We start from the raw sequence: 24,574 nt of genomic DNA, 5'->3' as shown, positions 1-24,574 counted from the left end.
TATCAGTGTTCTCGCCGCCAGGCTTCGGCGGTCAGCGCTTCGCCAAAATGGCTGCTGATCAGCCGACGGGTCAAATCGTGCAACGGGGAGGCCAGCACATCGGCGGTTCCGCCACGCTCCACCACTTCGCCCTGATGCATCACCAGCACCTGATCGCTGATGTGCTTCATCATGCCGAGATGCTGGGTAACATAAATGTAGGCGATGCCGTGTTTCTCCTGCAGTTCCAGCATCAGATTGACCAGCTGCGAACGCATGGTCATATCCAGCGAGGCCAGCGCTTCATCCGCCACGATCACTTTCGGTTGCAGGATCAGCGCGCGCGCCAGGCCCAGACGCTGTTTCTGGCCGGGCGCCAGCATATGCGGATAGTAACCGGCGTGATCGCGCAGCAATCCCACCTGGCGCAGCGTAGCGATAATGCGTTTCTCCCGCTGTTCGGCGGTCAGCTCGGTATTGAGCCGCAGCGGAAAATCGAGGATCTGGCTGACCCGCTGACGCGGATTCAGTGAGGTTGACGGGTCCTGAAAAATCATCCTGATACGCTGGCTGCGGTAGCCGTAATCGCCAAAGCTGAGCGGATGATCGTCAATCAGGATTTCGCCCTCGGTCGGTGCGACCATCCCGCTGAGCATTTTTGCCAGCGTCGATTTGCCGGAGCCGTTTTCGCCGATAATCGCCAGCGTTTGCTTTTCGCGCAGGGTAAAGCTGACCGATTTCACCGCTTCGACATGCTGCCGACGAAACAACCCGGTGCGATAGCGAAAGGTTTTGCTCAGGTTGCGCACTTCCAGCAGGGTTTCCATGTTACTGGCTCTCCATGTTCAGCGGGAAATGACAGGCGTAAAGATGCGATTTACTGCCCGCCAGGCGCGGCGTTTCGACGCACTTTCGCTGCGCATAGGGGCAGCGCGGTCCCAGCCGGCAGCCTATCGGCAGGCTCTCCAGCGATGGAATAGCCCCCGACAGCGTATTCAGCCGGCTTTTATGCGGCAGAGCGCGACCAAAGTCAGGCATGGCGCGAATCAGCGCCTGGGTGTAAGGATGGTGCGGCGTGGTCATCAGATCGTCGCTCTGGGCGGTTTCCACCGTCTGACCACAATACATCACGTTAATCCGATCGGCCCATTGACTCATGGTGCGCAGATCATGACTGATCAGCAAAATCGTGGTGTTGTTATTCTGGTTGAGGCGACTCAGCAGGCGGAAAATCTGCGCCTGGGTAGTCGGCTCCATGGCGTTGGTCGGCTCATCGGCGATCAGCAGGCGCGGCTGGTTCGCCAGCGCGATGGCGATCATCACTTTCTGACACTCACCTTCAGTCAGCTCGTAAGGAAAGCTGCGCATGATATCTTTGTGATCCTTGATGCCGACGCGATGCAACAGTTCGATGGCACGGGTTTTGCGCCAGAACCAGAAGCGCTTCAGCCACGGACCTTTATAGGTCCAGCGCGGAATCGCCTGCATCAGCTGGCGGCCAATGCTTTCGGAGGGATCGAGACAGGATTGCGGCTCCTGAAAAATCATGGAAACGTTATGGCCGACAATACGACGGCGATCGCGGGGTGACAGCCGCAGCAGATCCACATCATCAAACACCATGCGATCGGCGGTGACGCGCCAGTTATCTTTGGTCACGCCGCATATCGCTTTGGCCACCAGGCTCTTGCCCGATCCTGATTCACCCACCAGTCCGCGAATTTCACCTTCGCTCAGGGTCAGGTTGACGCGATCGACCGCCTTGACCGGCCCGTCGGCAGTCATAAATTCAATGGTGAGATTTCGAATATCGAGTAACGGCATTTATTCCACTCCCGCTTCGACGGCGCGACGAATGCCGTCACCGAGCAGGTTAACAATTAATACGCTAACCATTAGCGCCACGCCAGGCAGCATGACGGTCCAGGGCGCGACATAGATCAGTTCAAGCGAATCCCCCAGCATGGCACCCCATTCGGGTGAAGGCAGCTGTGCGCCCAGATCAAGAAAGCCCAGTGCCGCAATATCCAGAATCGCCATCGACAGGGCGCGGGTAATCTCACTGATCAATAATGGCAGAATGTTAGGCAGGATGGCGTAGCGCAGAATATTACGACTGCTGGCGCCATCGAGCCGGGCTGCTACCACATACTCTTTTTCCAGTTCATCATGAACCGCGCTATAAATCTCCCGCACCAGACGAGGCATCAGGGCCAGCCAGACCGCCAGCATGGCGTGCTCCAGGCGGGGACCGAGAAAGGCCACCACAATAATCGCCAGCAGCAGCGAAGGAATCGACAGCAGCGTATCCAGTACGTGATTCATCACGGCAGATCGCACGCCGTGCGTCATGCCCGCCAGTATGCCTAACACCAGCGCCCAGAAGGTTGCAAACAGTGTGACCAGCATGGCCGACCCGACCGTGGGGCCGGCACCGCTCAGCAGGCGGCTCAACAGATCGCGGCCTAAATCGTCCGTGCCGAGGAAAAACGACACATCGCCATAGCGTGACCAGGAAGGCGGCAACAGCTGATAACCCAGGAACTGTTGATCAATACCGTAGGGCGCGATCAGTGCGCCAGTTAAACAGAGCAGCAGCAACGCGCCAAAGCCATACAGGCCCACCATCGCCGCGGTATCGCGATAAAAATGGTGCCAGCTCTGACGAAACGCGCTGGGCAGGCGTTTTTCGGCATAGATATTATCGGAGAGCATAGATTATCGCCTGATAATGATGAGACAAGGTTGGAACTGAATTGAAATTTTGATTCATAACAAGGGTTTGCTCTGTTTTGTGCTCAAACGTAGTGTAGCGTGCTTTAGCCCGAATAACTTCTTTTACCGCATGCTTAGGGTTTACAAACGGCCCGGTGAAGGATAACCCGCATGACAACAAGCCTCTCATCAGCAGAAACGGCCACTTCCTGTGGCAGTCAGGCATTATTAATGCGCGGGGCTACTCTCCGGTTGTTCAGGCTGGACAGCATCAGCGACCTACGCTCACTGTGACGATTATCCGTCTAACTCCCATTCGCTGGCAAGGGAACCGCGACACCCATCAGGCCAGAACAGCCGATCAATACTTCAGGCCGGGCATTGTGGGCTGGCAGATGGCGGGGTATCGGGTAGGGCAGAAGCAAATTTTGCTGCACAAAATCAGTCACAGCAGGCTGAGCGACTTATATTCAGGCGGTAGCGGCGTAAATGAAAAAATAGCCATGAAATAATCCGGGGAAATATCCATCAGCTTAAAGCTACTCAGTTTAACCGGCGGAACGTCAGCTTAATTTTATCCGCTCACGGCTGTTCAGTGTCGGCACTCGTAATTGACCAGGTGGAGGGTTTATTTTTAACGGGATTTATCTTAGTTTTCGACAGGGCAGCATTCAGGCTATTTTATCTGATATTTCCCTGCATTAACGGGATAAAAGTAAGTATTAAAAATTCCGGAAAATAACAATCATTGTAATGAAATGTGGAGTGAAAGTTAATATTCTTGTTAAGTTATCCAGCTATAGCATTTTAAGTTTAAGATGGTTCCGAGTATGGATATTTTGCTATTGTGCCCGTTCTGCTAATACAGATAATGAAGCTCCTTTTAGGAAAACAAGGAAAGTAAAAAGATGAGAGAATTATCTATTAATGAATGTCAGTCAATTTCCGGTGCAGGCCTGGCTGAAGGTTTAATGAGCGCAACACTGCTTGGCGTTGCGGGTACCTGGGGCGGCTTAATGCTGGGCACGCGTGTTGGCAGCAACGGCGGCGGCATCTTAGGCATTGGTTCTCTCGGTGCGCTGGTTGGCGGTATTGTCGGCGGTATCGCCGGTGGCGTTGGCGCAGCACTCACTGGTCTGATTACCGGCTGGGACAGCACCGCTGGTGCAGTACAACTGCTGGCTGATTTTGAAGCGAGCCTGTTAAACGGCACCTTCGGCATGATCCCAGACGCAGTATAATCAGCGTCATAAAATTTAAAATCACGCCCTCATGATATTAATTTATATTCCTGCCACGCACGGCAGGAATATTTTTTTTGGTAAATCAATCGCCGCATTGAAGACGTTATTTTTTCATCCCGTGCCGGCTTATCAATATCTGTTTCCCCATGCTGTTAACTTCTGAATTATTGTCCAGATAAAAACCGTCTAAGCCTCTGCGCTGTCAATTTGGCAAGCTGACTATTTTAGCGCCATTAATGTCGATCAGAGTAAAAAGATTACATTGCCCGATTCTGCTTTATTTCTGCGAAAAGCGGCTAACCATGCTGACTCATCATGATGCGTGAATTGAAAAATCCATCAGACACTCAGGAAAGGATCTATTCTGGCTGCAGGCAATCAGATAATCCCAATAACCGACGGCCAGAGAGAGAAAGCTATTGTTTAAGAAATATCGCATCCGACCTGAACAGCCGAATGCGAATGGGGTTCAAAAATAGTATCCGACAGGCAGCGCAGAAACGCGCTATCGCAGGGCGTACCATTCTTTGTGTTTCAGCGGGTTCATGGCGGCGCCAATCACGTCGGAGATGACGTTAACCAGTATCACCAGCCCACCAATCACCATTACGCCAGCGGAGATCGCCGCGTAATCCTGCTGACGAATCGCATTAATTAACCAGCGGCCCAGACCCGGCCAGTTGAAAACCATCTCAGTGATCATGGCCAGCGTCAGCATGGTCGAAAATTGCAGGCCAAGACGCGGAATGACCGGCGGTAAGGCGTTGTGCAGCACATGGCGGCGGATCACCGTCAGGCGCGACAGGCCTCGGGTCGCAGCGGCTTTGACATAGTTTTTGTCCATCACTTCGCTGGTGCTGTTACGCAGCAGGCGGATCACTTCGGTAGTCGGGGCCATTGCCAGTACCGTCACCGGCAAAATCAGATGGGTCAGGGCGCTGATAATCATTTCATGGCGCCAGGGTGAGCGGCTGAGCCAGGCATCAATCAGCGCAAAGCCGGACACATTCTGCACCGGATAGAGCAGATCGTGCCGGCCTGATACCGGCAGCCAGCCGAGCGTCAGAGAGAAGAAGAGGGTGAACAGCAGCGCCAGCCAGAAAATAGGCGCTGAAAAGCCGATCAGCGCCAGCGCACTGATGGTTTTATCCGGCCATTTGTTGCGCATCACGCCAGCACAGATGCCGAGCGGAATGCCGATCAGCAGAGCAAACAGAAAGGCCAGAATGCAGAGCTCCATGGTAGCCGGAAAGACTTCCCGCAGCTGCAGACCTATCTCCTGGCCATTGGTGCTGGAAACGCCAAAGTCAAACTGCAGCATGCCTTTGAACCAGAACCACCAGGCGTCAAACAGCGCAGCGCCTTCCAGCGGTGCATTCGGGGTAAAATAGCTCAGGCTAAAGCTGACCAGCGACAGCAAAAACAGCGTAATCAGCAGCAGCAGCAGGCGGCGCAGAATATAGATGATCACTTACTTTTCCTCACCTTCTTCACGATAAACCCCGGCAAACGAGGCGTTGCCAAACGGACTCAGCACCAGGCCTTTAATGTCATGGCGAAACGCCTGCAGTCGCAGCGACGACGCCAGCGGCAGAACCGGCAGCTCCTGCGCCAGAATCTGCTGCGCTTTGTCATAACTGTCGATGCGTCCCGACAGCTGCTGTGTTAACAATGCATTCTGCAGAGTTTCATCAAATGCGGGCGAGCACCAGTGCGCATAATTGGTCTGGGAACGAATCGCCGCGCAGCTGAGCAGCGGACGGAAGAAACTGTCCGGATCGTTGCTGTCGGTTGCCCAGCCTGAAAGGGTGAGATCGTGATTCATCGACATCAGCTGGGCTTCCTGGAAACGGCCTTCAACCGGCACGATGGTCAGCCGGACGCCGACCTGCGCCAGATCGGCCTGCAATAACTCCGCGGTTTTAAGCGGGCTGGGATTCCATGATTGCGAGGATGACGGCACCACCAGTCGAAGATGCAGGTCAGTCAGGCCCAGCGCTTCCAGCTCCTGACGGGACTTCTGCGGATCGTATTCCGTGATACGGGCGTCACTGTCATAGGCCCATGAGGCACGCGGTAAAATAGAGGCTGCCGTCTCGGCGGTACCGTAGTAAATCGACTCCATCAGTCGTTCATTATTGATCGCCAGTGCCAGCGCGTGGCGCACTTCAGGGCGGTCCAGCGGTGGCTTGCGGGTGTTAAAGGCCAGATAGGCAATATTCATACCGGGCCGCAGCGTCATACGCAGGCGCGGATCGTCGCGTAAAATGCTGAGCTGACTGGCCGCCGGATAGGCCAGCACGTCACATTCACCGGTCAGCAGCTTAGATAAACGACCGGTACCACCGGCGCCCAGATCGATCACCGCCTGCTGCAGACGCGGCACGCCTTTCCAGTAGTGCGGATTACGCGCCAGACGAATGTATTGTCCGGTGCGGTATTCGCTGAGCTGATAAGGACCGGTGCCTACCGGCTGGCGGTCCATCTCTTCCTGACGACCTTGCGCCGTCAGCTGGTCAGCATACTCTTTTGACAGCACCGGTGCGTAGTGGGTCGCCATATGCCAGAGGAAGGAGGCATCAGGACTGTTCAGCCGGAACTCTACCGTATTGGTATCCAGTTTCTTCACGCTCTGCACTGAATCAGCAAACTGCAGGCTATCGAAGTAGGGGTAGTTACCGCCGTTGACGTTGTGCCACGGATGATGACGATCGAACATGCGGGCAAAACTGAATACCACGTCGTCGGCGTTCATCGGCCGGGTCGGTTTAAACTGGTTGGTCTGCTGGAACTGAACGCCGCTGCGCAGATGAAAACGATAGGTCGCACCGTTGTCCCGGACTTCCCAACTGGCCGCCAGATCGGGCTTCAGACGATAAGTGTAGGGATCAACATCCAGCAGGCGATCGTAAAGCTGGGCCGCCAGGGTATCGACGGTTAATCCGCTGCTGACCATTTGAGGATTAAAGGTATTAAGCGTGCCGCTGACGCAATAGACAAAGCCGCTCTGGCGGATATCGCCGGCGGGGGCCGACCATGCAGGCGCACTCAACACGCCGAGGCTTAACAACAGCGAACATATTAGTTTTGACATAGAACTCAACGATTTTGAGGCATTGAACAGAGTGTATCGCAAAGCCGGCAATGTCCCAAAATCCCAAAGGGTGTGCAGGCGGGTTTTCATCAATACAGCGGCAGAAAAAACGCACAGAGAGTGTGGTAATGAGAAATATTCTCAATTAGCGCTTTACAGATGATAATAAGAATGATTATTATTCCCTTGCACTTCGACGGTGGCTCTACCGGAGAAGAGCACGACATTGCTCACATTGCTTCCAGTATTGTTGCCCGCCTTCTGGCGGGCTTTTTTTTGTCATCCGCTTTTTTTTGCGCAGAGTACGGCATCACACCGCAGCGGCTCCCCTTTCATCCGGAAAGAAGGGGACAGGTCAATGCGATATCGATCGGAAAGGGCTGAGGTCAGTGGGCATCTGCACCGGGTAAAAGGCTTACCGATGTCAGGGGAAAATAGCGGGTAAATGGCACGACAAAGGAGCGTGGATCTGAAGTAAGCAGAGCAGGCCTCTGTGGGTACCTTGATAACGGGATCTTTTGCCAGCGCTGGCGCGCGCTTTACCAACCTAAGAAGGGTTGGGCCGGGCGTTGATGACAAGCCGGCATCATGTGATCCTGTCAGGCGCAGAACCCTGGGTTAATCGACGGGAAGAGGAGAAGGCGGAGAATCAGCAAGCGATTCAGGCGAGCGTAATTATTCTGTGAGCGCAAATTTAGCGGCTAATTTATGCAGGGCAACGACAGACATGAAATCCTGACTGCTTTCGAAAAACGCACTCCAGTTTTTTGACAGAAAAAAGGCCAGTGCTTCTTTTTCTTCTTCGGTCAGTTCCATCCTGAATACCCTTTTTTCTCTGTCGCTCTTTAGTTGATTTTGCTAAATCAACGCTCTGTTAGCGTTAATCACGCATCACAGAACAGACGGCGCATAAATTATCGGAATTAACATTTTCTCATCTGATGGCAAAAAAAAAGCGCCCTGATTGCAGGGCGACACCGAATGCCGATGAAAGCCTTTAATTGGTGTTAGCTTACACATTTAATTGATGAGGTCGTACTCACGGAAAACATTATTAACGCCTCAGCGACAACCGCAGTTAAACAGCGAGGTTTTGAACCGGCTATTTTTTGATGCCGATCAATTCTGCCAGCCTTTGGAATCTCATTGTCGATATTAACGTCAGTTATCCGGTGCTGAAAAAAGGGTCGTCACCTCTGTCTCTGGATAAACGGATAATGCGAACTCTTCTGCTGACCAGCCTGAGCCATAGCCATCAGGAGTGGCAGGCATTACGGCAGCAGATGATCTTTAAGATAGAGACGCCAGTGTTCGATCTGCGTTCCGTCAGGTAAAAGACAATATTCGGTTTTACCGAAAAGGCTTTTTTCAGCCTTCAGTTCTCCGCCTTTCTGATGACAATAGTGTTCTGCTGAATTTTCACGCTGTGATGCGCCAGAACTGCAGGCTGAAACAATAAATAAAGCAATAAAAAGGGATATCGGTTTCATCATTCTTCTCTTAAAACAGAGGGCGTTCATCACTGTTGGTATTCAGGCGTGGTACTCAGGGCTTTGCAAAAAAAGCCTGAGCAGGTGTGTAATGCGGAAGCCGATAAGCTGTGGCCGATTAACAATTCTGCCATCGCAAACGGCTGCAAGTTATTGCCTGAAACCGGCTTACTCTGATGGTTAATTAATAACGGGCTGGCGGCGGGACCACAGCGGGCTATGTTAATCCTTGCCGGGGAAACAAACCCTCAACGCTGCGTTAAGTTGGCAATGAAAATAACCTGAGCCAGCGAATGTGCCGCAGCGGCTGTAGCGTATTCCGTTCGGGAAGCGCTACAGCCGCCTGACCGATCGGAATACGGGCTTCCAGCGATGCAGCAATTAACCTGTTATTCACCACATCGTTTTGCCGGTTGCAGAAAAGAGCGCCACGGTGCCACAAACTTTGATCTCGACTTCTCTGAAGTGAGTCTCGAGAATTTGGTGTAACGCGTCCGCCGTATCCTGCCTGTTTGAAAATATTCCTTTTTTGTTATAAAGGTTCATCAACGCGGTGCCGAACTGATTGTGGCTGACGCCGGAGCCCAGAATTGTCGCGCCATAGAGTGTACCCTCAGCTTTCAACGCCTTCGCGGCATTGGCTATCACCGCCGCTTTCGACGTCATATTTCCGGGTAAGCAGTGAAGCAGATAGAACATTGAGACCGAGTCATAAGCGTTATGCATCGGATCAGGAAGCGGCAACAATATATCGTGCTGTAAACACTGGGTTTCGAATTGAGACGCAATGCGCGCACGAGCAGCATTCAGGCTGTTAAGATTGAGATCGACAAGGGTGATACTGCGCGGTTTTACCCGACTCCTGGCGAGGTAATAGCCGGTGCCGACGCCGATATCCATATGCTTTTCGCCGGAAAAGCGTTGAAAGTGTTTAAGCAGCACCGACTCCGTATCGCACCGCCAGGCATAGCTGTTTGAGATATTAAGCACCCACCAGTCGTAGGCTTTTAATGAGAGCGGCGTATAAACCTGCGAACCTTTTTGGCTTTCACTCTTCATTTTATCAACGTCCTTTTATCACTTTATCTTCCGGGAATGGGCTCAGGGGGTTATGAGTGAAGAGCGCTCTGATCGCATCCTGAATACAGAGCACTCTTCAGCAGGGTGAGGATTATTTTCAGGCAGCGATCACCTGCTGCTGTCTGAACTCTCAGCTCTCTGTGTGACGCTGCTGCATCTCGCGCTGATATTTATGATAATCCACACCACACTCTGCTGAGCAGAACGCGGTGCTGGCGACCACAGGCTGGTCTTCGCACCAGATACAGAGCCCGTCGGGGCTGGTTAATGACGGCTGGCGGTTAACCAGAGCCGCCGTAATAATTGCCTGTTCAAGTTGTTGCGCTAAATCCGCGTCATCCATAACTCTTCTCTCATGGTCTGTTAAAGGAAACGTGTCGTACCACTTCGCATCCGCAGGCTGAGATCATAACCCAGCCGTTAGGCCTGCTGTTAGTGTGGATTTATACAGAATAAACCGGTCATTCTGTCTGATAAGTAAACAGGCATTAAGTGAAAGAAAGAGCGCCTTTCGGTTTCACTGTGATTAAGGAATAAAGGTGCAGAGCGGCCTGGCGGTGATTAACGGCCAGGCCGATGATGACCGACAGGCTTTATGGCGAAGAGGAGTGACGCTGGACGATGGCTGACGGAAAACAGGGCGTGCTGCTTACCGTCTTAACCTCATAATTTATCGTTGGAAATGCCGTGTTTTTTCATCATGGCGCGCAATTGATGGTAGGTGACGCCTAACAGACCGGCGGCGCGGCGCTGGTTATATCGCGCCTGTTGCAGGCTGGTTTCTACCAGATCGCGCTCCTGCTGATTCTGCCACTGACGCAGATCCAGCGGCAGCGAAGGCAGTTCGCCATCGTGATCCGGGCGGCTTACCGGCAGGGCATCAACCGGTTCAGGACGTGAAGCGAACGGATTAATAATCACATTATCCAGCGGCTGCTCGCTGCTGTTATGGCGATACACCGAACGCTCAACCACATTCTTCAGTTCACGCACGTTGCCGGGCCAGTGATAACTCAGCAGCGTCTGCTGTGCCTGAGGCGTAAATCCGGGGAACAGCAACAGGCCGAGTTCACGGCACATCTGAATAGCAAAATGTTCAGCCATCACCAGGATATCGCTGCGCCGCTCACGCAGCGGCGGCAGTTGCACGACGTCAAAGGCCAGACGATCCAGCAGGTCGGCGCGGAATTTTCCGGCCGCCGCCAGCGCGGGCAGGTCTTCATTAGTGGCGCAAACCAGGCGCACATTCACCTGCAAAGAGTGGTTACCCCCGACGCGCTCCAGCTGACCATATTCGATCACCCGCAGCAGTTTTTCCTGTACCAGCATCGGTGCCGTCGCCAGTTCATCCAGAAACAGCGTCCCGCCGTCCGCCCGTTCAAAACGGCCCAGATGGCGCTTCTGAGCACCGGTAAACGCGCCAGCCTCATGACCGAACAGTTCAGAGTCGAGCAGGTTTTCATTCAGCGCCGCGCAGTTAAGCGAGATAAACGGTCCCTGCCAGCGATCGGAAAGATAGTGTAAACGACTGGCGATCAGCTCTTTGCCGGTACCGCGCTCACCAATCACCAGCACCGGTTTTTCCAGTGGTGCCAGCTTCGACACCTGTTCCAGGACCTCAAGGAAATTATTGGACTCACCGAGAAGGTTATCGTTAGTTCCTGCCATGATGAATTTCGCCACCCCTTAATCATTTTGACTATATTAGAACAAGCTTAAAGGGCTGTAAAATTTAAAAATTGCTATAAATCAAATAATTATAAAATTGGCACGCATCTTGTATTAGCTATGTAGCGCAACACGCCATGACACATTAAAAGAGGAACATCATTATGGGTATTTTTTCTCGTTTCGCCGACATCGTTAATGCCAACATCAATTCGCTGCTGGAGCGTGCGGAAGATCCGCAGAAACTGGTCCGCCTGATGATTCAGGAAATGGAAGACACCTTAGTCGAAGTCCGCTCAACCTCAGCGCGTGCGCTGGCTGAAAAGAAACAGCTGTCACGCCGGATTGAACAGGCGGAGATCCAGCAGGCGGAATGGCAGGAAAAAGCTGAGCTGGCACTGCGTAAAGATAAAGATGATTTAGCCCGTTCAGCGCTGATCGAAAAACAGAAACTCACTGACCTGATCGCCACACTGAAACAGGAAGTCAGCCAGGTTGAAGAGACGCTGGAGCGGATGAAAGGTGAAATCAGCGAGCTGGAGAAGAAACTGAGCGAAACGCGGGCGCGTCAGCAGGCGTTAACGCTGCGTCATCAGGCGGCATCCTCTTCTCGTGACGTTCGTCGTCAGCTGGACAGCGGTAAAATTGATGAAGCGATGGCGCGGTTTGAGTCGTTTGAACGTCGCATCGATCACATGGAAGCCGAAGCGGAAAGCCACGGTTTCGGTAAACCGAAAACCCTGGATCAGCAGTTTACTGACCTGAAAGCGGATGATGAAATCAGCCAGCAGCTGAACGCGCTGAAAGCCAAAATGAACCGCACTGAATAATTATCGACGTTGCGATGAGTGATTAAGGAGAGTCAATGAGCGCACTTTTTCTCGCCATACCGCTAACGATCTTCGTGTTGTTCGTGGCACCGATCTGGTTATGGCTGCATTACAGCAACAAACGCAACGGCGGTTCGGAACTGTCGCAAAGCGAAATCCAGCGCCTGCAGCGCGTTGCTCAGGACGCGCAGCGGATGCGCGAACGCATCGATGCGCTGGAGGCGATTCTGGACGCAGAGCATCCTAACTGGAGGCAACCATGATGAAAGGCCGCAAGTTATGGCGTAAGCCTGACGAAGGTAAACTGATGGGCGTCTGTGCGGGCCTGGCGGAGTATCTCGACATTCCGGTGCGCTTACTGCGCGTTATCATGGTGCTATCTCTGTTTTTCGGCCTGTTTATGTTTACCGTGGTCGCTTATTTCGTGCTGGGCTTTGTGCTGGATGTTAAACCGGCCAATGCCGCTGATAACCCACGTCAGCCCAGCGCCAGCGAACTGCTCGACCAGTTAGAAAGCGCACTGCAGCGCGACGAACGCAGCGTGCGCGATGTGGAACGCTACGTGACGTCTGAAACCTTCAGCGTGCGTAGCCGCTTCCGCCAGCTTTGATTCTTCTTACTCCGGGCCTGTCGCAGGCCCTTTCGCTGACCCTCTGGAGGTGTCGATGACTTTTTCGCGATCCACTGCTTTTCGCCACCGCGCGGCACCCGCGTTGAAGTCGGCGGCTAAATTCATCATTATCAATGCTGTCACCTACGGGCCTGCGGGTGTGACGGGCTGGGCAGTGAAATCGGTCGCCCGTCGACCGTTACGCCTGTTACTGGCGCTGGCGCTTGAGCCACTACTGAAACGCGTCATGAACCGCGCGGCGTCGCGCTTCATCAGGGAGAAAGATGAAAAGACTGCAAACTGAATTTATCGCATTAATGAACCGCGGCGTGGACCGTCATCTGCGCCTGGCGGTCACCGGCCTGAGCCGAAGTGGCAAAACGGCCTTTATCACCTCGCTGGTTAATCAGCTTCTGACGGTCCACAGCGGCGCACGTTTGCCGCTGTTTTCCGTGGTGCGGGATGAGCGCCTGCTCGGGGTAAAGCGGGTACCCCAGCGCGATATGGGCACGGCGCGCTTTACCTACGATGAAGGACTGGCGCAGCTCTATAGCACGCCGCCCGCCTGGCCAACCCCTACGCGCGGCGTCAGCGAAATGCGACTGGCACTGCGCTACCGGCCCAATGATTCGCTGCTGCGCCATCTGAAAGAAACCGCCACGCTCTATCTTGAAATCGTGGACTATCCTGGTGAATGGCTGCTCGACCTGCCGATGCTGGCCCAGGATTATCTCGCCTGGTCGCGGCAGATGAACGGTCTGCTGACTGGCGATCGTGCTGAATGGGCGAAGCCGTGGCGCACGCTCTGCCAGCAACTCGATCCGTTCGCCCCCGCGGATGAAAACCGGCTGGCGGAGATCGCCGCCGCCTGGACCGATTATCTGCACCGCTGTAAAACAGAAGGATTGCACTTCATCCAGCCGGGCCGCTTTGTCCTGCCCGGCGATATGGCTGGCGCACCGGCGCTGCAATTTTTCCCCTGGCCGGCCATCGACGAATCACAGCTCAGCAAACTGGCCCAGGCGGACAAGGGCAGTAACTTCAGCATGCTGCAGCAGCGCTTTAACTATTACTGTCAGCACGTAGTGAAAGGCTTCTATAAAAATCATTTCCTGCGTTTTGATCGCCAGATTGTGCTGGTCGATTGCCTGCAACCGCTCAACAGCGGACCTCAAGCCTTCAATGATATGCGGCTGGCGCTGACGCAGCTGATGCAGAGTTTTCATTATGGTCAGCGCACCCTGTTCCGGCGGCTGTTTTCGCCGGTGATCGATAAATTGCTGTTTGCCGCCACCAAAGCGGACCATATCACCAGCGATCAGCACGGCAATATGGTGTCACTGTTGCAGCAGCTGGTGCAGGATGCGTGGCAGAACGCCGCGTTCGAAGGCATCAGTATGGACTGCATCGGGCTGGCCTCGGTGCAGGCGACGCAGAGCGGGCTGGTGGATCACCGGGGTGAGAAGATCCCGGCGCTGCGCGGTAATCGGCTGAGCGATGGTGAACCGCTGACTGTCTATCCGGGCGACGTCCCGCCGCGGCTGCCGGGCAATGCCTTCTGGCAGCAGCAGGGTTTCCGGTTTGAACAATTCCGCCCACAGCAGCTGGATGTTGACCGGCCGCTGCCGCATATCCGCATGGATGCTGCGCTGGAATTTTTGTTAGGAGATAAATTGCGATGAGCGATCCGCTGAAGCCCCGTATTGATTTTGCCCGCCCGCTGGATGAGGCGACAGAGGTGCCGTTGCGGCCTGCGCAGACCTTTGATCCGCAGGCGCAGGCGGCATTTCTGGCGGTGCAGGATGACGAGGCCGCCGTTGAAGAAGAGGGCGCCGGTGAACGTGCAGTAGAAGCGGCGCTGAAACCGAAGCGCAGTTTGTGGCGCAAACTGGTGATGACCGGCGTGGCCCTGTTCGGTGTCAGCGTCGTCGCGCAGGGCGTGCAGTGGACCCATGACGCCTGGCTGGCGCGCGACTGGTTTTCGCTGGGCAGCGGCGTGGCGGGCGGGCTGATCGTGCTGGCGGGCGTCGGCGCGCTGGCCGGTGAGTGGCGTCGTCTCTACCAGCTCCGTCAGCGGGCGGAAGAGCGCGATATCGGCCGCGAATTGCTGCACAGCCACGGTATCGGCAAAGGCCGGGCTTTTTGTGAGAAGCTGGCGCAGCAGGCGGAGCTGGATCAGGCGCATCCGGCATTACAGCGCTGGCAGGCCTCGCTGCATGAAACCCATAACGACAGCGAAGTGGTACGGTTATATGCCCAGCTGGTGCAGCCGGTGCTGGATCGACAGGCGCGACGTGAAATCAGCCGCCACGCGGCAGAAGCGACGCTGATGATCGCCGTTAGTCCGCTGGCGCTGGTTGATATGGCCTTTATCGCCTGGCGTAACCTGCGGCTGGTCAATCGTATCGCCGCGATTTACGGCATTGAGCTGGGTTACTTCAGTCGCATCCGCCTGTTCCGGCTGGTGCTGCTGAATATGGCGTTTGCCGGTGCGTCGGAACTGGTGCGTGAAGTGGGTATGGACTGGATGTCGCAGGATATCGCTGCCCGACTCTCGACGCGGGCCGCGCAGGGCATTGGTGCCGGTCTGCTGACTGCACGACTGGGCATTAAGGCGATGGAACTCTGTCGTCCGCTGCCGTGGCTGGAGCAGGATAAGCCGCGGCTGGGCGATTTCCGTCGCGAGCTGCTGAGTCAGATGAAAGAGGCGTTGCAGAAGGGCGGGAACAAGCCCGCGTAGCTGGTGTGGTGACGGAATAACACAAGGCGGCCTGCTAATGCTCGTCAGTTAAGCAGCAGGTGATAACGCAGTCTGGTGCCGCGCCGGGGCTGGCGGTCCTCGCGCCGCTGCGCGGTACCTTCACGTCATTCGCCTGCCTGACGGACCGCCGGGGATGGCACATCCTGTGCCGCCCCGCTTTTCGCCCGCGTCCTGCGGGCTCTCCTGGCTAATGTTCAGCGCTGCGGATTGCCTGCCCCGGAGCGGCACGCGCGCCCAAAAAAAAGCGGCCACGTCTGACCGTGACAGCCTTTACAAATTTAACCTTAACTGACCAGCATCAGGCCTGGCGCCTTGTTTTTTGCCTCAGTGTGGCTGTCGCAGCACTTCTTGTGCATCGATCACCCGGCAGTTGCCCGGACAGGCTGATTCATCAGTGATGACCGGATTAGCCGGCAGGGTAAATGCCATTCCGTTTTGCAGCCTGACAAAATGCGCCATGCCCGCAAAGGTCCATGACATGCTGAGCCCCAGCCCGCCGAAATCATCATACTTCCGCAACGTGGCCACTTTCGGCAGATATTCCCCGGTCAGACGATAGTAGAGCGCGCCGTCAAAATCTTTTGGTACCTGAGTGGTGATAGCCTGATTAAGCAGAGCAAACTCTTTACCTGCCGGTCTGGAATAGCCATTAATCAGATGGCTCATTGCCAGTGACGCGGCAATCACCACTAATACGGCATAAAAGCGCTTTTTCCATTTTAACCGACGGCTGATTTCAAACAGACCGACAATAAACAGGCTGGCAGCGATCAGCGCCCCCGCAATCAGAGTGCGGTAAGCGGCCATGCTCTCACTGACGATCAGGTTTGGCAGCGCGGCGATGAGCAGTAAAATAAAGACCAGGTAAAACTTATCGTTGCCGGCCGCTTTGATTTTCTTCAATCCGAAACCAATGACGATTAACGAGACGATAACGGAAACGGTTTTCGCCCCCAGATCAAAATGACAGATAACGTTCTTCAGGTACTCGGTAATGAACCATTTTAGCTTGACCGGAATATCGTAGCTGAATGCAGAACGCGGTAGCGTATGTCCATACAGCTGCACGGGCAGCACCTTCGAAGCAATCAACGCGGCAAACATGCCTGCACCCAATACCAGCAGGGAAATCAGGGCGCGTTTTTTATCGATTCTGCGATCCGAGAGAGATAAATCCAGTAAGGCAAAAAAGGTGAAGGTCATGGCGGCAGGTTGATAAATACAGAAGGCAACCGTCAGCAGGCAAATCGCCAGCAGCCGTCCTGCCACGCCCGGTTTCACCGACAAAGTGTAGCTCGCACCCGCCAGCAGAATAGCGGCGATATAGGGAAAGCAGGAGGCCCAGGCGACGTAAACCTGGAAAGAGGGCAGCAGGCAAAGCAACAGCGAAAAGGTGATGCGTTGCGCCTGACTCTCAAACAGGTGATATTGCTGGCACAGCCGGTAGAAATAATAGCCGGTAAAAATAAGCAGAATAATGGCAACGGCGCGCAGCAGCGCCAGTTTTTCAACGCTATCCACAATAAAAGAGGCGGCATACTGGATAATGCCGTACACCGGCCGCCCTGATAACGTATCCCAGTTTAAAATACTGCGCGGGTCAAAATTAGCCCAGTAGAGGTTAGTCCAGTCATCGGTATAGGCATAGTGGCTTAAATAAGCCGGGCTGTACGCAAAAAGGAAAACAAGCACAAATAACGCAACTATTTTGCCGCGGCTTAATCCCTGTTGGCTGTTTATCATTTTCTATCCTTTTTATCATCAGACTGCAGGTGGTTGCCGCCCTGTGGCACCCCAACTTTGTGGTTAATCGTGGCGCTTTCCTGGCTCACTATTTTTTCGCAAAATGTAGCGCGGGCGGTTCTTCGTTTCCATATAGATGCGGCCGATATATTCGCCGAGCACGCCAATGCCGATAAGCTGAACGCCGCCCAGAAACAGCACTGAAACCAGAATCGACGGATAGCCAGGCACCGGATTGCCAAACAGCAGCTTGTCGATAATCAGCCACAGGCCATAAAGGAAGGCCAGCGTAGCGACCAGAAAACCGAGGTAAGACCAGACCCGAAGTGGCAGGGTTGAAAACGAGGTCAGCCCTTCCAGGGCCAGATTCCACAGTTTCCAGCCGCTGAATTTACTGTTGCCCGCGACCCGTTCCGTTCGGACATATTCAACAATTTCTGTCTCTCCACCCACCCAGCTAAGAATGCCTTTCATAAATAAATTTTTTTCAGGCAATAGCTTAATGTTCTCCACCACTTCCCGGGACATCAGCCGGAAATCGCCGACGTTTTCTTCCAGTTTGGGATGACTGATGCAGTTATGCAGTTTGTAAAACCAATGGGCAGTTTTACGCTTCAGGTGACCATCGGCGCTTCTGTCGATACGTTTGGCTAACACAATATCGGCTCCCGCCTGCCACTTAGCGATCATTTGCGGAATCAGCGTAATCGGGTCCTGGAGATCGACATCAATCGGAATGATGGCCTCACCCGTAGCGGCTTCCAGCCCGGCGAAAAGCGCCGGTTCTTTACCGAAGTTGCGAATAAAAGAGAGGGAGCGGACCAGCGGATCCTGCTGGCTAAGCTGGGTGATCAGGGTGCGTGTCGCATCCGTACTGCCATCATCAACAAAGACAATCTCAACCTGCCATGCTGCAAAGTCGGCATATTTCCTGACGGCGTCGTAAAAAAGAGGAATCATCTGCTCTTCATTGAATACCGGCACCACCAGAGAGATCTTCATTAATTTCCTTTAAACACGATGAAGCGGGAAAAGATAAAGCCACAGGCCAGGCTCAATGCGGAAGAGACGACCAGCGTAATCAGCGGGTAAAGGCCGATCCGGTCCGCAAGATAGCCAACACCAAACGCCATTGCGCCCATAAATAGCACATACAGAATATAGCGGAACGGGGTAGCCTGTTGCTTAAAGGTCCAGCGGGCATTGACGAAGAACGAGAAGGTGACCGCCAGACAAAAGGCAATGACATTGGCGGTGGATTGTAATAACCCCTGGCTGAGACAGATAAAAAAGGTCATCCAGTGTATCAGGGTATTAAACACGCCAACGGTCAGGTATTTTGCAAAAAAAGTCAGCATTTTTTAATCATTATTAAGGGGTTGTGAGAAATATACAGCAAGTCGGCGGCAATCAACAGTTTATCACTGACGTAACCTGACAATGCCGCTCACTACCGAAACCGATAGCGGGCAGTACAAAAGCCAGCCAAACGGTTTCCGGCTGTCAACTTTTCCTGACAGAGCCCTTTCTGCCGGCGCATTTCTTAGCGTATCATCGCCTCATCTGAACCTGATTAAGGCCATCGCAATGCGTCTGGAAGTGTTCTGTCAGGACCGAATCGGTCTGACGCGTGAGCTGCTCGACCTGTTGGTTGCGCGTAACATCGATCTGCGCGGTATCGAAATCGCGGCGTTAGGCCGTATCTATCTCAATTTCTCCGCGCTGGAATTTGATGCCTTCAGTAATCTGATGGCGGAGATCCGGCGTACACCGGGCGTAACAGATGTGCGCACCGTGGCGTACATGCCGTCTGAGCGTGAGCACCGTGCGCTGAGTGCGCTGCTGGTGGCGATGCCGGAACCGGTCTTTTCGATCGATCTGAAAAGCAAAGTTGAACTGGCGAATCCGGCGGCGCAGAACCTGTTCAATCTTGACGAACAGAAGATGCGTAACTTCAGTGCCGGTAACCTGATTAACGGCTTTAACTTTATGCGCTGGCTGGAGAGCGAGCGGGTTGAAGCACAGGCGCAACATGTGGTGATTGAGGGACGAGACTTCCTGATGGAAGCGCGGCCTATCTATCTGGCAGGTGAGGCGGACCAGAACGACCAGCCGGTCGGGGCAATGGTCATGCTTAAATCCACGGCCCGCATGGGGCAGCAGTTGCAGAACCTGGTGGTGACGGACGAATCGGAGTTCGACCACATCGTCGCGGTGACGCCAAAAATGCGTCAGGTGGTGGACCAGGCGCGCAAGCTGGCGATGCACGATGCGCCGCTGCTGATCATTGGTGACACCGGCACCGGCAAAGATATGCTGGCCCGGGCCTGCCATCTGCGTAGCGCTCGGGGTAAAAAGCCGTTCCTGGCGCTGAACTGCGCCTCGCTGCCCGATGACGTCGCCGAAAGTGAGCTGTTTGGTCATGCGGCGGGCGCCTATCCGAACGCGCTGGAGGGCAAAAAAGGGTTCTTTGAGCAGGCCAACGGCGGATCGGTGCTGCTGGATGAGATTGGGGAGATGTCGCCGAGAATGCAGACCAAACTGCTGCGTTTTCTCAATGACGGCACTTTCCGCCGGGTCGGTGAAGAGCATGAGGTCCATGTTAATGTGCGCGTCATCTGCGCCACCCAGAAGAACCTGATTGAACTGGTGCAGCGCGGCGAATTTCGTGAAGATCTCTTTTACCGGCTGAACGTGCTGACCCTGCATCTGCCGCCGCTGCGCGATCGTCCGCAGGATATTCTGCCGCTGACCGAAATGTTTGTTGCCCGGTTCGCCGACGAACAGGGAATGCCGCGTCCGCGTCTGTCACCACAGCTCAATGCGTTTCTGACCCGCTATGCCTGGCCGGGTAACGTGCGCCAGCTGAAAAATGCGCTCTACCGTGCGTTAACCCAACTGGAGGGCTATGAACTGCGTCCTCAGGATATTGTGTTACCGGAGCAGGCACTGGATGTGTCGCTGGGGGATGAAGCGCTGGAAGGGACGCTGGATCAGATCACCAGCCGGTTTGAACGTTCGATTCTGACGCGGCTCTATCTCTCCTATCCCAGCACCCGCAAACTGGCAAAACGGCTCGGCGTATCCCATACCGCCATTGCCAATAAGTTACGGGAATATGGTCTGGGGCAGAAGCGTACCGAAAGCGAATAGGCTGCCTGCTGAGGCGAACATGAAGCGGATAACCGGGTTATCCGCTTTTTTTTATTGCTGTGTTACTTCAGTGCCGCCAGCGCTGCTTCATAATCAGGCTCGGTGGTAATCTCATCCACCAGCTGGCTGTAAATCACCTTATCTTCCTCATCCAGCACAATCACGGCGCGTGCCGTCAGGCCTTCCAGCGCACCATCGGCAATTTCCACACCGTAGTCGTACTTAAATTCTGAACCGCGCAGGGTAGAGAGCGTGACCACGTTGCTGAGGTTCTCCGCACCACAAAAGCGCGACTGGGCAAACGGCAGGTCAGCAGAGATGCACAGCACCACGGTGTTATTCAGTTCGCCCGCCGCCTGATTAAATTTACGCACCGAGGAGGCGCAGACGCCGGTATCAATGCTCGGGAAAATGTTCAGAATTTTGCGTTTTCCTGCATACTCAGAGAGCGCAACGTTGACCAGGTTTTTTGCTACCAGCGTGAATGCTTTGGCTTTATCGCCAGCCTGAGGAAACTGACCCGCAACCGGTACTGCGTTACCCTGAAAATGAACGGTCTGAGACATACTGATTCCTTTTGATGGTGAAGAGTTGGGACATTAAAACGGTTAACCCACAGCTATAACCGTTGTTTATGACATAAATGTTAAGGGTTTACGAGTTCAATTGTTGAGTTTAGCGTGGCAGCCTGCCACCGCGTCGTACATTGTGGAGAATCAATGAGAACGGTAAAAAGTTATCCTGAAGCCTGGCCATTGCATACGCCGTTTGTCATTGCCCGTGGAACCCGCACTGAAGTCAAAGTGGTGGTGGTTGAAATTGAAGAGGCGGGCGTAAAAGGTGTCGGGGAAGCGACGCCTTACGCACGTTATGGCGAAACCGAAGCCTCGGTGCTGGCGCAAATCGCCAGCCAGCTGTCCGCATTACAGCAGGGTATGACGCGTGACGCGCTGCAACAGGCATTGCCAGCGGGCGCGGCGCGTAACGCCATTGACAGCGCATTGTGGGATCTGGCTGCCCGACAGCAGCAGCGTACGCTGTGGCAGCTCAGCGGCGTGGTGGCGCCCCGTGAAGTGGTCACCGCCCAGACGGTCAGCATTGATACCCCGGAAGCGATGGCCAGCAGCGCCCAGGCGCTGTGGCAACACGGTGCGACGCTGCTGAAGATCAAACTGGACGATAATTTTATCACCGAGCGGTTAATGGCGATCCGCGCCGCAGTGCCGCAGGCGACGCTGATCGTTGACGCCAACGAGTCGTGGCATGCGGAAGGGCTGGCGGCACGCTGCCAGCTTCTGGCCGATATCGGCGTGGCGATGCTGGAGCAGCCGTTACCGGCGGGCGACGATGCCGCGCTGGAGAACTTTATCCATCCGCTGCCGATCTGCGCAGATGAAAGCTGCCATACGCGTGACAGCCTGCCTGCGTTGCGCGGGCGTTATGAGATGGTCAACATCAAGCTGGATAAAGCCGGTGGTCTGACGGAGGCGCTGGTGCTGGCTGACGCCGCTCAGCAGCAGGGGTTTGCCGTGATGCTGGGCTGTATGCTCTGCACCTCACGCGCCATTCGCGCCGCGTTGCCGCTGGTGCCGCAAACCCGCTTCGCCGATCTGGACGGCCCGACCTGGCTGGCGGTGGATGCGGAACCGGCGATAAAAGTGCAGAACGGTCAGCTGATTATTGCTGCCAGCGCAGCAGATTGACCATCATCTCAAGATAAGTTTCGGTGGCTTCATCGACTGAAATTACCGGCATTTCTGCCGTCACGCACGGCAGACTGAGATCCTTGCACCAGCTGCCGAACGAGCCGGGCGTGTCATAACCGACGCTGCTGACGCGCGGCAGGCCGGTCTGGGCCGCCAGCCAGCCGCCAATCTCAGCCTGATGCGGATCGTCAATGCAGCCCAGCGGCTCATGCCACGAAACAATCCAGCGCGGCTTGAGCTGATGAATCAGGGCGCACAGTGCCTGGGTTTCCGGTTCTGACGCCGGATTACTGCCGGTGGATAATGCCACGTCGCGCGCCTCTGCCATGCTGTTCCAGCGATAGACCGTCTCACCCGACTGCCAGTTTGCCGCCGGAAAGTTGCGGTTCAGATCGACGCCATTGGCGTTGGCACGCAATCCCAGCTGGCAGCCATCCGGATTCACCGCCAGCACCACATGATGCCGACGCAGCGCGTCGGGCAGCGTGCGTAGTGCGCCGGAGAGCGTGGCGATCGCCGCATTCTCATCGCCGTGGGTGCCCGCGAGGATCAGGCCGCTGTCGGCATCGCCCAGCGGGGCCGGGAACCACAGCAGCGGTGCGCCCAGCACTGACCGGCCATATTGCTGATACGGAACGTCCAGTTTGCCGCGCAGCGGTCGGGGATGTAGTGACGACATGGTGATTTCCTTTGAAAGGGTTTTCCTAAAAGTAGCGGAAAAGCCGCGCGCGGAAAATAGCTATTTATCAATCAGCAATTTGCGATAAAGTGCCAAAAGACAAGCTGCGTCGGCATCGGACCGCGGCAGCGCCTCTTTGGGGTAAAGGAGTGATGATGGTAAAGACCTTTCGCATGACGCTGGTGGCGATCAGCCTGAGCAGCGTCATCACACCCGCGCTGGCGGCAAATGTGCCGGCCGGCGCCCAGCTCGCCGACCAGCAGCAGATCGTTCGCCATATCAAAGATGAGCCTGCCTCGCTTGACCCACTCAAAGCGGTCGGGCTGCCGGAAATTCAGGTCATTCGCGATCTGTTTGAAGGGCTGACCAATCAGGATGCGCAGGGCAAAATCGTGCCGGGCGTGGCGCAGAGCTGGAGCAGCAGCGATAACAAAACCTGGATTTTCACCCTGCGCAACAATGCCCGCTGGTCCAACGGCGAGCCGGTCACCGCGCAGGATTTTGTCTACAGCTGGCAGCGACTGGTGAATCCGAACAACAGTTCGGCCTTTGCCTGGTTTGCAGCGTTAAGCGGCATTGAGAATGCGGCCGCCATCACCAAAGGCGAGATGACGCCCGACAAGCTGGGAGTAGTGGCGCAGGATAAAAGCCGGCTGAAGGTCACGCTTGATCGGCCGGTGCCGTGGTTCCCGGCGCTGGTCGCCAACGTCGCCCTGTTCCCGGTGCCGCAGAAGGTGATTGAACAGCAGGGCGATAGCTGGACCGCGCCAGGTAAACTGGTGGGTAACGGCGCCTATCAGCTGAGCGAACGGGTGGTGAACGAGAAAATCGTGCTGACCCGTAACCCGCACTACTGGGATGATGCGCATTCGGTGCTGACCAAAGTCACCTTCGTGCCGATTAATGAGGAGTCGAGCGCCACCAAACGTTATCGCTCTAACGACATTGATATCACCGAATCCTTCCCGAAAAATATGTATGCGCTGTTGAAGAAAACCTTGCCCGGTCAGGTTTATACTCCGGACCAGCTCGGCACTTACTACTACGCATTTAATACCCAAAAAGGGCCTACCGCCGATGTGCGGGTGCGCAGAGCGCTGACATGGTCGATCGACCGGCAGATTATTGCGGATAAAGTGCTGGGAACCGGTGAAAAACCGGCGTGGCATTTTACACCGGACGTCACCGCGGGCTTCAGGCCGCTGCCGTCATTTATGCAACAGCACGATCAAAACAGTCTGAACGCGCAGGCCAAAGCGCTGCTGGCGGCAGCCGGATACGGACCGGATAAACCGCTGCACCTGAAACTGCTCTACAACACCTCTGAGAGCCATCAGAAAATCGCGATTGCGGTGGCCTCAATGTGGAAAAAGAATCTCGGGGTTGATGTCACGCTGGAGAATCAGGAGTGGAAAACCTATATCGACAGCCGCAACAGCGGTAATTTCGATGTGATCCGGGCGTCGTGGGTCGGAGATTACAATGAACCCTCTACCTTCCTCAATCTGCTGACCTCAGGCAATAGCAGCAATATTGCGCGCTTCAGCAACGCCGACTACGATGCGGCGCTGGCGAAAGCCAGTAAAGAGTCCAGCGATCAGGCCCGTAACAGCGATTACAATCGCGCCGAACAGATACTGGCTCAGCAGGCACCGATTGCGCCCATCTACCAGTACACCAATGGCCGCCTGATCAAACCCTGGGTCAAAGGCTATCCGATCACCAACCCGGAAGATGTGGCCTATAGCCGCGAACTGTGGATTGAAAAACATTAAGCCTTATGCGGCCTGGCATCAGGCCGCTGTCTGACATCTTTCTACAC

General features: G+C 54.9%; 26 protein-coding genes and 1 pseudogene. 12 read left to right on the top strand and 15 right to left on the bottom strand.

Annotation, left to right across the window (positions count from 1 at the left end):
• Positions 1-2: 2 nt before the first annotated feature.
• From sapF to sapC, 3 genes are read right to left on the bottom strand one after another with little or no spacing between them, the layout of a single operon-like run.
• Positions 3-806, bottom strand: coding sequence for a putrescine export ABC transporter ATP-binding protein SapF (sapF, locus tag WFK59_RS06065; RefSeq protein WP_233988082.1), 804 nt, complete (start codon positions 804-806; stop codon positions 3-5).
• Position 807: 1 nt separating this feature from the next.
• Complete coding sequence (gene sapD / locus WFK59_RS06060) at positions 808-1,803, bottom strand: putrescine export ABC transporter ATP-binding protein SapD (protein ID WP_233988083.1); 996 nt, start codon at positions 1,801-1,803, stop codon at positions 808-810.
• Positions 1,804-2,694 (bottom strand): putrescine export ABC transporter permease SapC, encoded by an 891-nt coding sequence (sapC, locus tag WFK59_RS06055; RefSeq protein ID WP_336755298.1) that lies wholly within the window; start codon positions 2,692-2,694, stop codon positions 1,804-1,806. It abuts the gene before it with no gap.
• Between the two features lie 155 nt (positions 2,695-2,849).
• On the opposite strand from sapC, the gene WFK59_RS06050 reads away from it, so the two are divergent.
• Together WFK59_RS06050 and WFK59_RS06045 are read left to right on the top strand one after the other, a co-directional pair.
• Positions 2,850-3,206: a hypothetical protein gene (locus WFK59_RS06050; protein ID WP_336755296.1), complete on the top strand. Its 357-nt coding sequence runs from the start codon at positions 2,850-2,852 to the stop codon at positions 3,204-3,206.
• Between the two features lie 396 nt (positions 3,207-3,602).
• Positions 3,603-3,935 (top strand): colicin V synthesis protein, encoded by a 333-nt coding sequence (locus WFK59_RS06045; protein ID WP_262287681.1) that lies wholly within the window; start codon positions 3,603-3,605, stop codon positions 3,933-3,935.
• Between the two features lie 508 nt (positions 3,936-4,443).
• Here the strand turns inward: WFK59_RS06045 and sapB are convergent.
• Both sapB and sapA read right to left on the bottom strand, forming a co-directional pair.
• Entirely contained in the window at positions 4,444-5,409 is a 966-nt protein-coding gene (sapB, locus tag WFK59_RS06040) for a putrescine export ABC transporter permease SapB (protein WP_233988088.1), read from the bottom strand.
• A complete protein-coding gene (sapA, locus tag WFK59_RS06035) occupies positions 5,410-7,032 on the bottom strand; it encodes an ABC transporter substrate-binding protein SapA (protein WP_336755294.1) in 1,623 nt (540 codons plus the stop codon).
• A 171-nt stretch (positions 7,033-7,203) separates the two neighbouring features.
• Between sapA and WFK59_RS06030 the strand changes: the two genes are divergently transcribed.
• Positions 7,204-7,416: a hypothetical protein gene (locus WFK59_RS06030; protein ID WP_336755293.1), complete on the top strand. Its 213-nt coding sequence runs from the start codon at positions 7,204-7,206 to the stop codon at positions 7,414-7,416.
• Positions 7,417-7,707: 291 nt separating this feature from the next.
• Here the strand turns inward: WFK59_RS06030 and WFK59_RS06025 are convergent, their stop codons facing one another.
• From WFK59_RS06025 to pspF, 5 genes and pseudogenes are all read right to left on the bottom strand, one after another.
• Positions 7,708-7,848, bottom strand: a complete 141-nt coding sequence (locus WFK59_RS06025) for a hypothetical protein (RefSeq protein ID WP_233988094.1) — start codon at positions 7,846-7,848, stop codon at positions 7,708-7,710.
• A 533-nt stretch (positions 7,849-8,381) separates the two neighbouring features.
• Positions 8,382-8,522: pseudogene (locus WFK59_RS22070) on the bottom strand (hypothetical protein); the annotation flags it as partial.
• 393 nt (positions 8,523-8,915) lie between these two features.
• Positions 8,916-9,581: a class I SAM-dependent methyltransferase gene (locus WFK59_RS06020; protein ID WP_336755292.1), complete on the bottom strand. Its 666-nt coding sequence runs from the start codon at positions 9,579-9,581 to the stop codon at positions 8,916-8,918.
• 151 nt (positions 9,582-9,732) lie between these two features.
• Positions 9,733-9,945, bottom strand: a complete 213-nt coding sequence (locus WFK59_RS06015) for a hypothetical protein (protein ID WP_233988096.1) — start codon at positions 9,943-9,945, stop codon at positions 9,733-9,735.
• 320 nt (positions 9,946-10,265) lie between these two features.
• Positions 10,266-11,270: a phage shock protein operon transcriptional activator gene (gene pspF, locus WFK59_RS06010; RefSeq protein WP_233988097.1), complete on the bottom strand. Its 1,005-nt coding sequence runs from the start codon at positions 11,268-11,270 to the stop codon at positions 10,266-10,268.
• Positions 11,271-11,434: 164 nt separating this feature from the next.
• Here pspF and pspA point away from each other — a divergent pair, with 164 nt between their 5' ends.
• From pspA to WFK59_RS05980, 6 genes are read left to right on the top strand one after another with little or no spacing between them, the layout of a single operon-like run.
• The gene (pspA, locus tag WFK59_RS06005) at positions 11,435-12,100 is read left to right on the top strand and encodes a phage shock protein PspA (RefSeq protein ID WP_233988098.1); all 666 of its coding nucleotides are present in this window, start codon (positions 11,435-11,437) and stop codon (positions 12,098-12,100) included.
• Positions 12,101-12,135: 35 nt separating this feature from the next.
• Positions 12,136-12,363, top strand: coding sequence for an envelope stress response membrane protein PspB (pspB, locus tag WFK59_RS06000; protein ID WP_031377770.1), 228 nt, complete (start codon positions 12,136-12,138; stop codon positions 12,361-12,363).
• Positions 12,360-12,710, top strand: coding sequence for an envelope stress response membrane protein PspC (pspC, locus tag WFK59_RS05995; RefSeq protein WP_094119483.1), 351 nt, complete (start codon positions 12,360-12,362; stop codon positions 12,708-12,710). Before pspB ends, pspC begins: the two co-directional genes overlap by 4 nt.
• Before the next feature lie 55 nt (positions 12,711-12,765).
• Complete coding sequence (pspD, locus tag WFK59_RS05990; RefSeq protein WP_233988099.1) at positions 12,766-13,014, top strand: phage shock protein PspD; 249 nt, start codon at positions 12,766-12,768, stop codon at positions 13,012-13,014.
• Complete coding sequence (locus WFK59_RS05985; RefSeq protein ID WP_293001945.1) at positions 12,995-14,392, top strand: YcjX family protein; 1,398 nt, start codon at positions 12,995-12,997, stop codon at positions 14,390-14,392. Before pspD ends, WFK59_RS05985 begins: the two co-directional genes overlap by 20 nt.
• A complete protein-coding gene (locus WFK59_RS05980) occupies positions 14,389-15,450 on the top strand; it encodes a YcjF family protein (RefSeq protein WP_233988101.1) in 1,062 nt (353 codons plus the stop codon). Before WFK59_RS05985 ends, WFK59_RS05980 begins: the two co-directional genes overlap by 4 nt.
• 345 nt (positions 15,451-15,795) lie before the next feature.
• Here WFK59_RS05980 and WFK59_RS05975 read toward each other — a convergent pair whose 3' ends face one another.
• The 3 genes from WFK59_RS05975 to WFK59_RS05965 all read right to left on the bottom strand — a co-directional run bounded on the left by WFK59_RS05975 (position 15,796) and on the right by WFK59_RS05965 (position 18,572).
• Positions 15,796-17,214, bottom strand: a complete 1,419-nt coding sequence (locus tag WFK59_RS05975; protein WP_336755291.1) for a hypothetical protein — start codon at positions 17,212-17,214, stop codon at positions 15,796-15,798.
• A 63-nt stretch (positions 17,215-17,277) separates the two neighbouring features.
• Positions 17,278-18,216, bottom strand: a complete 939-nt coding sequence (locus WFK59_RS05970) for a glycosyltransferase family 2 protein (RefSeq protein WP_233988103.1) — start codon at positions 18,214-18,216, stop codon at positions 17,278-17,280.
• Positions 18,216-18,572: a GtrA family protein gene (locus WFK59_RS05965; protein WP_233988104.1), complete on the bottom strand. Its 357-nt coding sequence runs from the start codon at positions 18,570-18,572 to the stop codon at positions 18,216-18,218. The genes WFK59_RS05970 and WFK59_RS05965 overlap by 1 nt, the downstream gene beginning before the upstream one ends.
• A 229-nt stretch (positions 18,573-18,801) precedes the next feature.
• Between WFK59_RS05965 and tyrR the strand changes: the two genes are divergently transcribed.
• Positions 18,802-20,367 carry a transcriptional regulator TyrR gene (gene tyrR, locus WFK59_RS05960; RefSeq protein WP_233988105.1) on the top strand — a complete coding sequence of 522 codons (1,566 nt, stop codon included), beginning with the start codon at positions 18,802-18,804 and terminating at the stop codon, positions 20,365-20,367.
• Between the two features lie 62 nt (positions 20,368-20,429).
• On the opposite strand, the gene tpx is transcribed toward tyrR, so the two are convergent.
• Positions 20,430-20,933, bottom strand: a complete 504-nt coding sequence (gene tpx, locus WFK59_RS05955) for a thiol peroxidase (RefSeq protein WP_094119490.1) — start codon at positions 20,931-20,933, stop codon at positions 20,430-20,432.
• Between the two features lie 153 nt (positions 20,934-21,086).
• Between tpx and ycjG the strand changes: the two genes are divergently transcribed.
• Positions 21,087-22,070: an L-Ala-D/L-Glu epimerase gene (gene ycjG / locus WFK59_RS05950; protein ID WP_336755290.1), complete on the top strand. Its 984-nt coding sequence runs from the start codon at positions 21,087-21,089 to the stop codon at positions 22,068-22,070.
• On the opposite strand, the gene mpaA is transcribed toward ycjG, so the two are convergent.
• A complete protein-coding gene (gene mpaA / locus WFK59_RS05945) occupies positions 22,045-22,752 on the bottom strand; it encodes a murein tripeptide amidase MpaA (protein WP_336755289.1) in 708 nt (235 codons plus the stop codon). The genes ycjG and mpaA overlap by 26 nt on opposite strands.
• A 155-nt stretch (positions 22,753-22,907) precedes the next feature.
• Here mpaA and WFK59_RS05940 point away from each other — a divergent pair, with 155 nt between their 5' ends.
• Positions 22,908-24,527, top strand: coding sequence for a peptide ABC transporter substrate-binding protein (locus WFK59_RS05940; protein ID WP_233988171.1), 1,620 nt, complete (start codon positions 22,908-22,910; stop codon positions 24,525-24,527).
• Positions 24,528-24,574: the final 47 nt, after the last annotated feature.

This window comes from Pantoea sp. USHLN298 (assembly GCF_037149395.1).
Lineage (GTDB): Bacteria > Pseudomonadota > Gammaproteobacteria > Enterobacterales > Enterobacteriaceae > Pantoea > Pantoea astica.
Note: the sequence above shows the minus strand (reverse complement) of the source record. Positions and strands in the feature narration are given on the sequence as shown.

Bases quoted from the DNA above. Each gene is read 5' to 3' on its own strand.
- sapF (WP_233988082.1), bottom strand. From the start codon at position 806: ATGGAAACCCTGCTGGAAGTGCGCAACCTGAGCAAAACCTTTCGCTAT.
- sapD (WP_233988083.1), bottom strand. From the start codon at position 1,803: ATGCCGTTACTCGATATTCGAAATCTCACCATTGAATTTATGACTGCC.
- sapC (WP_336755298.1), bottom strand. From the start codon at position 2,694: ATGCTCTCCGATAATATCTATGCCGAAAAACGCCTGCCCAGCGCGTTT.
- WFK59_RS06045 (WP_262287681.1), top strand. From the start codon at position 3,603: ATGAGAGAATTATCTATTAATGAATGTCAGTCAATTTCCGGTGCAGGC.
- sapA (WP_336755294.1), bottom strand. From the start codon at position 7,032: ATGTCAAAACTAATATGTTCGCTGTTGTTAAGCCTCGGCGTGTTGAGT.
- WFK59_RS06030 (WP_336755293.1), top strand. From the start codon at position 7,204: ATGATTATTATTCCCTTGCACTTCGACGGTGGCTCTACCGGAGAAGAG.
- WFK59_RS06025 (WP_233988094.1), bottom strand. From the start codon at position 7,848: ATGGAACTGACCGAAGAAGAAAAAGAAGCACTGGCCTTTTTTCTGTCA.
- WFK59_RS06020 (WP_336755292.1), bottom strand. From the start codon at position 9,581: ATGAAGAGTGAAAGCCAAAAAGGTTCGCAGGTTTATACGCCGCTCTCA.
- WFK59_RS06015 (WP_233988096.1), bottom strand. From the start codon at position 9,945: ATGGATGACGCGGATTTAGCGCAACAACTTGAACAGGCAATTATTACG.
- pspF (WP_233988097.1), bottom strand. From the start codon at position 11,270: ATGGCAGGAACTAACGATAACCTTCTCGGTGAGTCCAATAATTTCCTT.
- pspA (WP_233988098.1), top strand. From the start codon at position 11,435: ATGGGTATTTTTTCTCGTTTCGCCGACATCGTTAATGCCAACATCAAT.
- pspB (WP_031377770.1), top strand. From the start codon at position 12,136: ATGAGCGCACTTTTTCTCGCCATACCGCTAACGATCTTCGTGTTGTTC.
- pspC (WP_094119483.1), top strand. From the start codon at position 12,360: ATGATGAAAGGCCGCAAGTTATGGCGTAAGCCTGACGAAGGTAAACTG.
- pspD (WP_233988099.1), top strand. From the start codon at position 12,766: ATGACTTTTTCGCGATCCACTGCTTTTCGCCACCGCGCGGCACCCGCG.
- WFK59_RS05985 (WP_293001945.1), top strand. From the start codon at position 12,995: ATGAAAAGACTGCAAACTGAATTTATCGCATTAATGAACCGCGGCGTG.
- WFK59_RS05980 (WP_233988101.1), top strand. From the start codon at position 14,389: ATGAGCGATCCGCTGAAGCCCCGTATTGATTTTGCCCGCCCGCTGGAT.
- WFK59_RS05975 (WP_336755291.1), bottom strand. From the start codon at position 17,214: ATGATAAACAGCCAACAGGGATTAAGCCGCGGCAAAATAGTTGCGTTA.
- WFK59_RS05970 (WP_233988103.1), bottom strand. From the start codon at position 18,216: ATGAAGATCTCTCTGGTGGTGCCGGTATTCAATGAAGAGCAGATGATT.
- WFK59_RS05965 (WP_233988104.1), bottom strand. From the start codon at position 18,572: ATGCTGACTTTTTTTGCAAAATACCTGACCGTTGGCGTGTTTAATACC.
- tyrR (WP_233988105.1), top strand. From the start codon at position 18,802: ATGCGTCTGGAAGTGTTCTGTCAGGACCGAATCGGTCTGACGCGTGAG.
- tpx (WP_094119490.1), bottom strand. From the start codon at position 20,933: ATGTCTCAGACCGTTCATTTTCAGGGTAACGCAGTACCGGTTGCGGGT.
- ycjG (WP_336755290.1), top strand. From the start codon at position 21,087: ATGAGAACGGTAAAAAGTTATCCTGAAGCCTGGCCATTGCATACGCCG.
- mpaA (WP_336755289.1), bottom strand. From the start codon at position 22,752: ATGTCGTCACTACATCCCCGACCGCTGCGCGGCAAACTGGACGTTCCG.
- WFK59_RS05940 (WP_233988171.1), top strand. From the start codon at position 22,908: ATGGTAAAGACCTTTCGCATGACGCTGGTGGCGATCAGCCTGAGCAGC.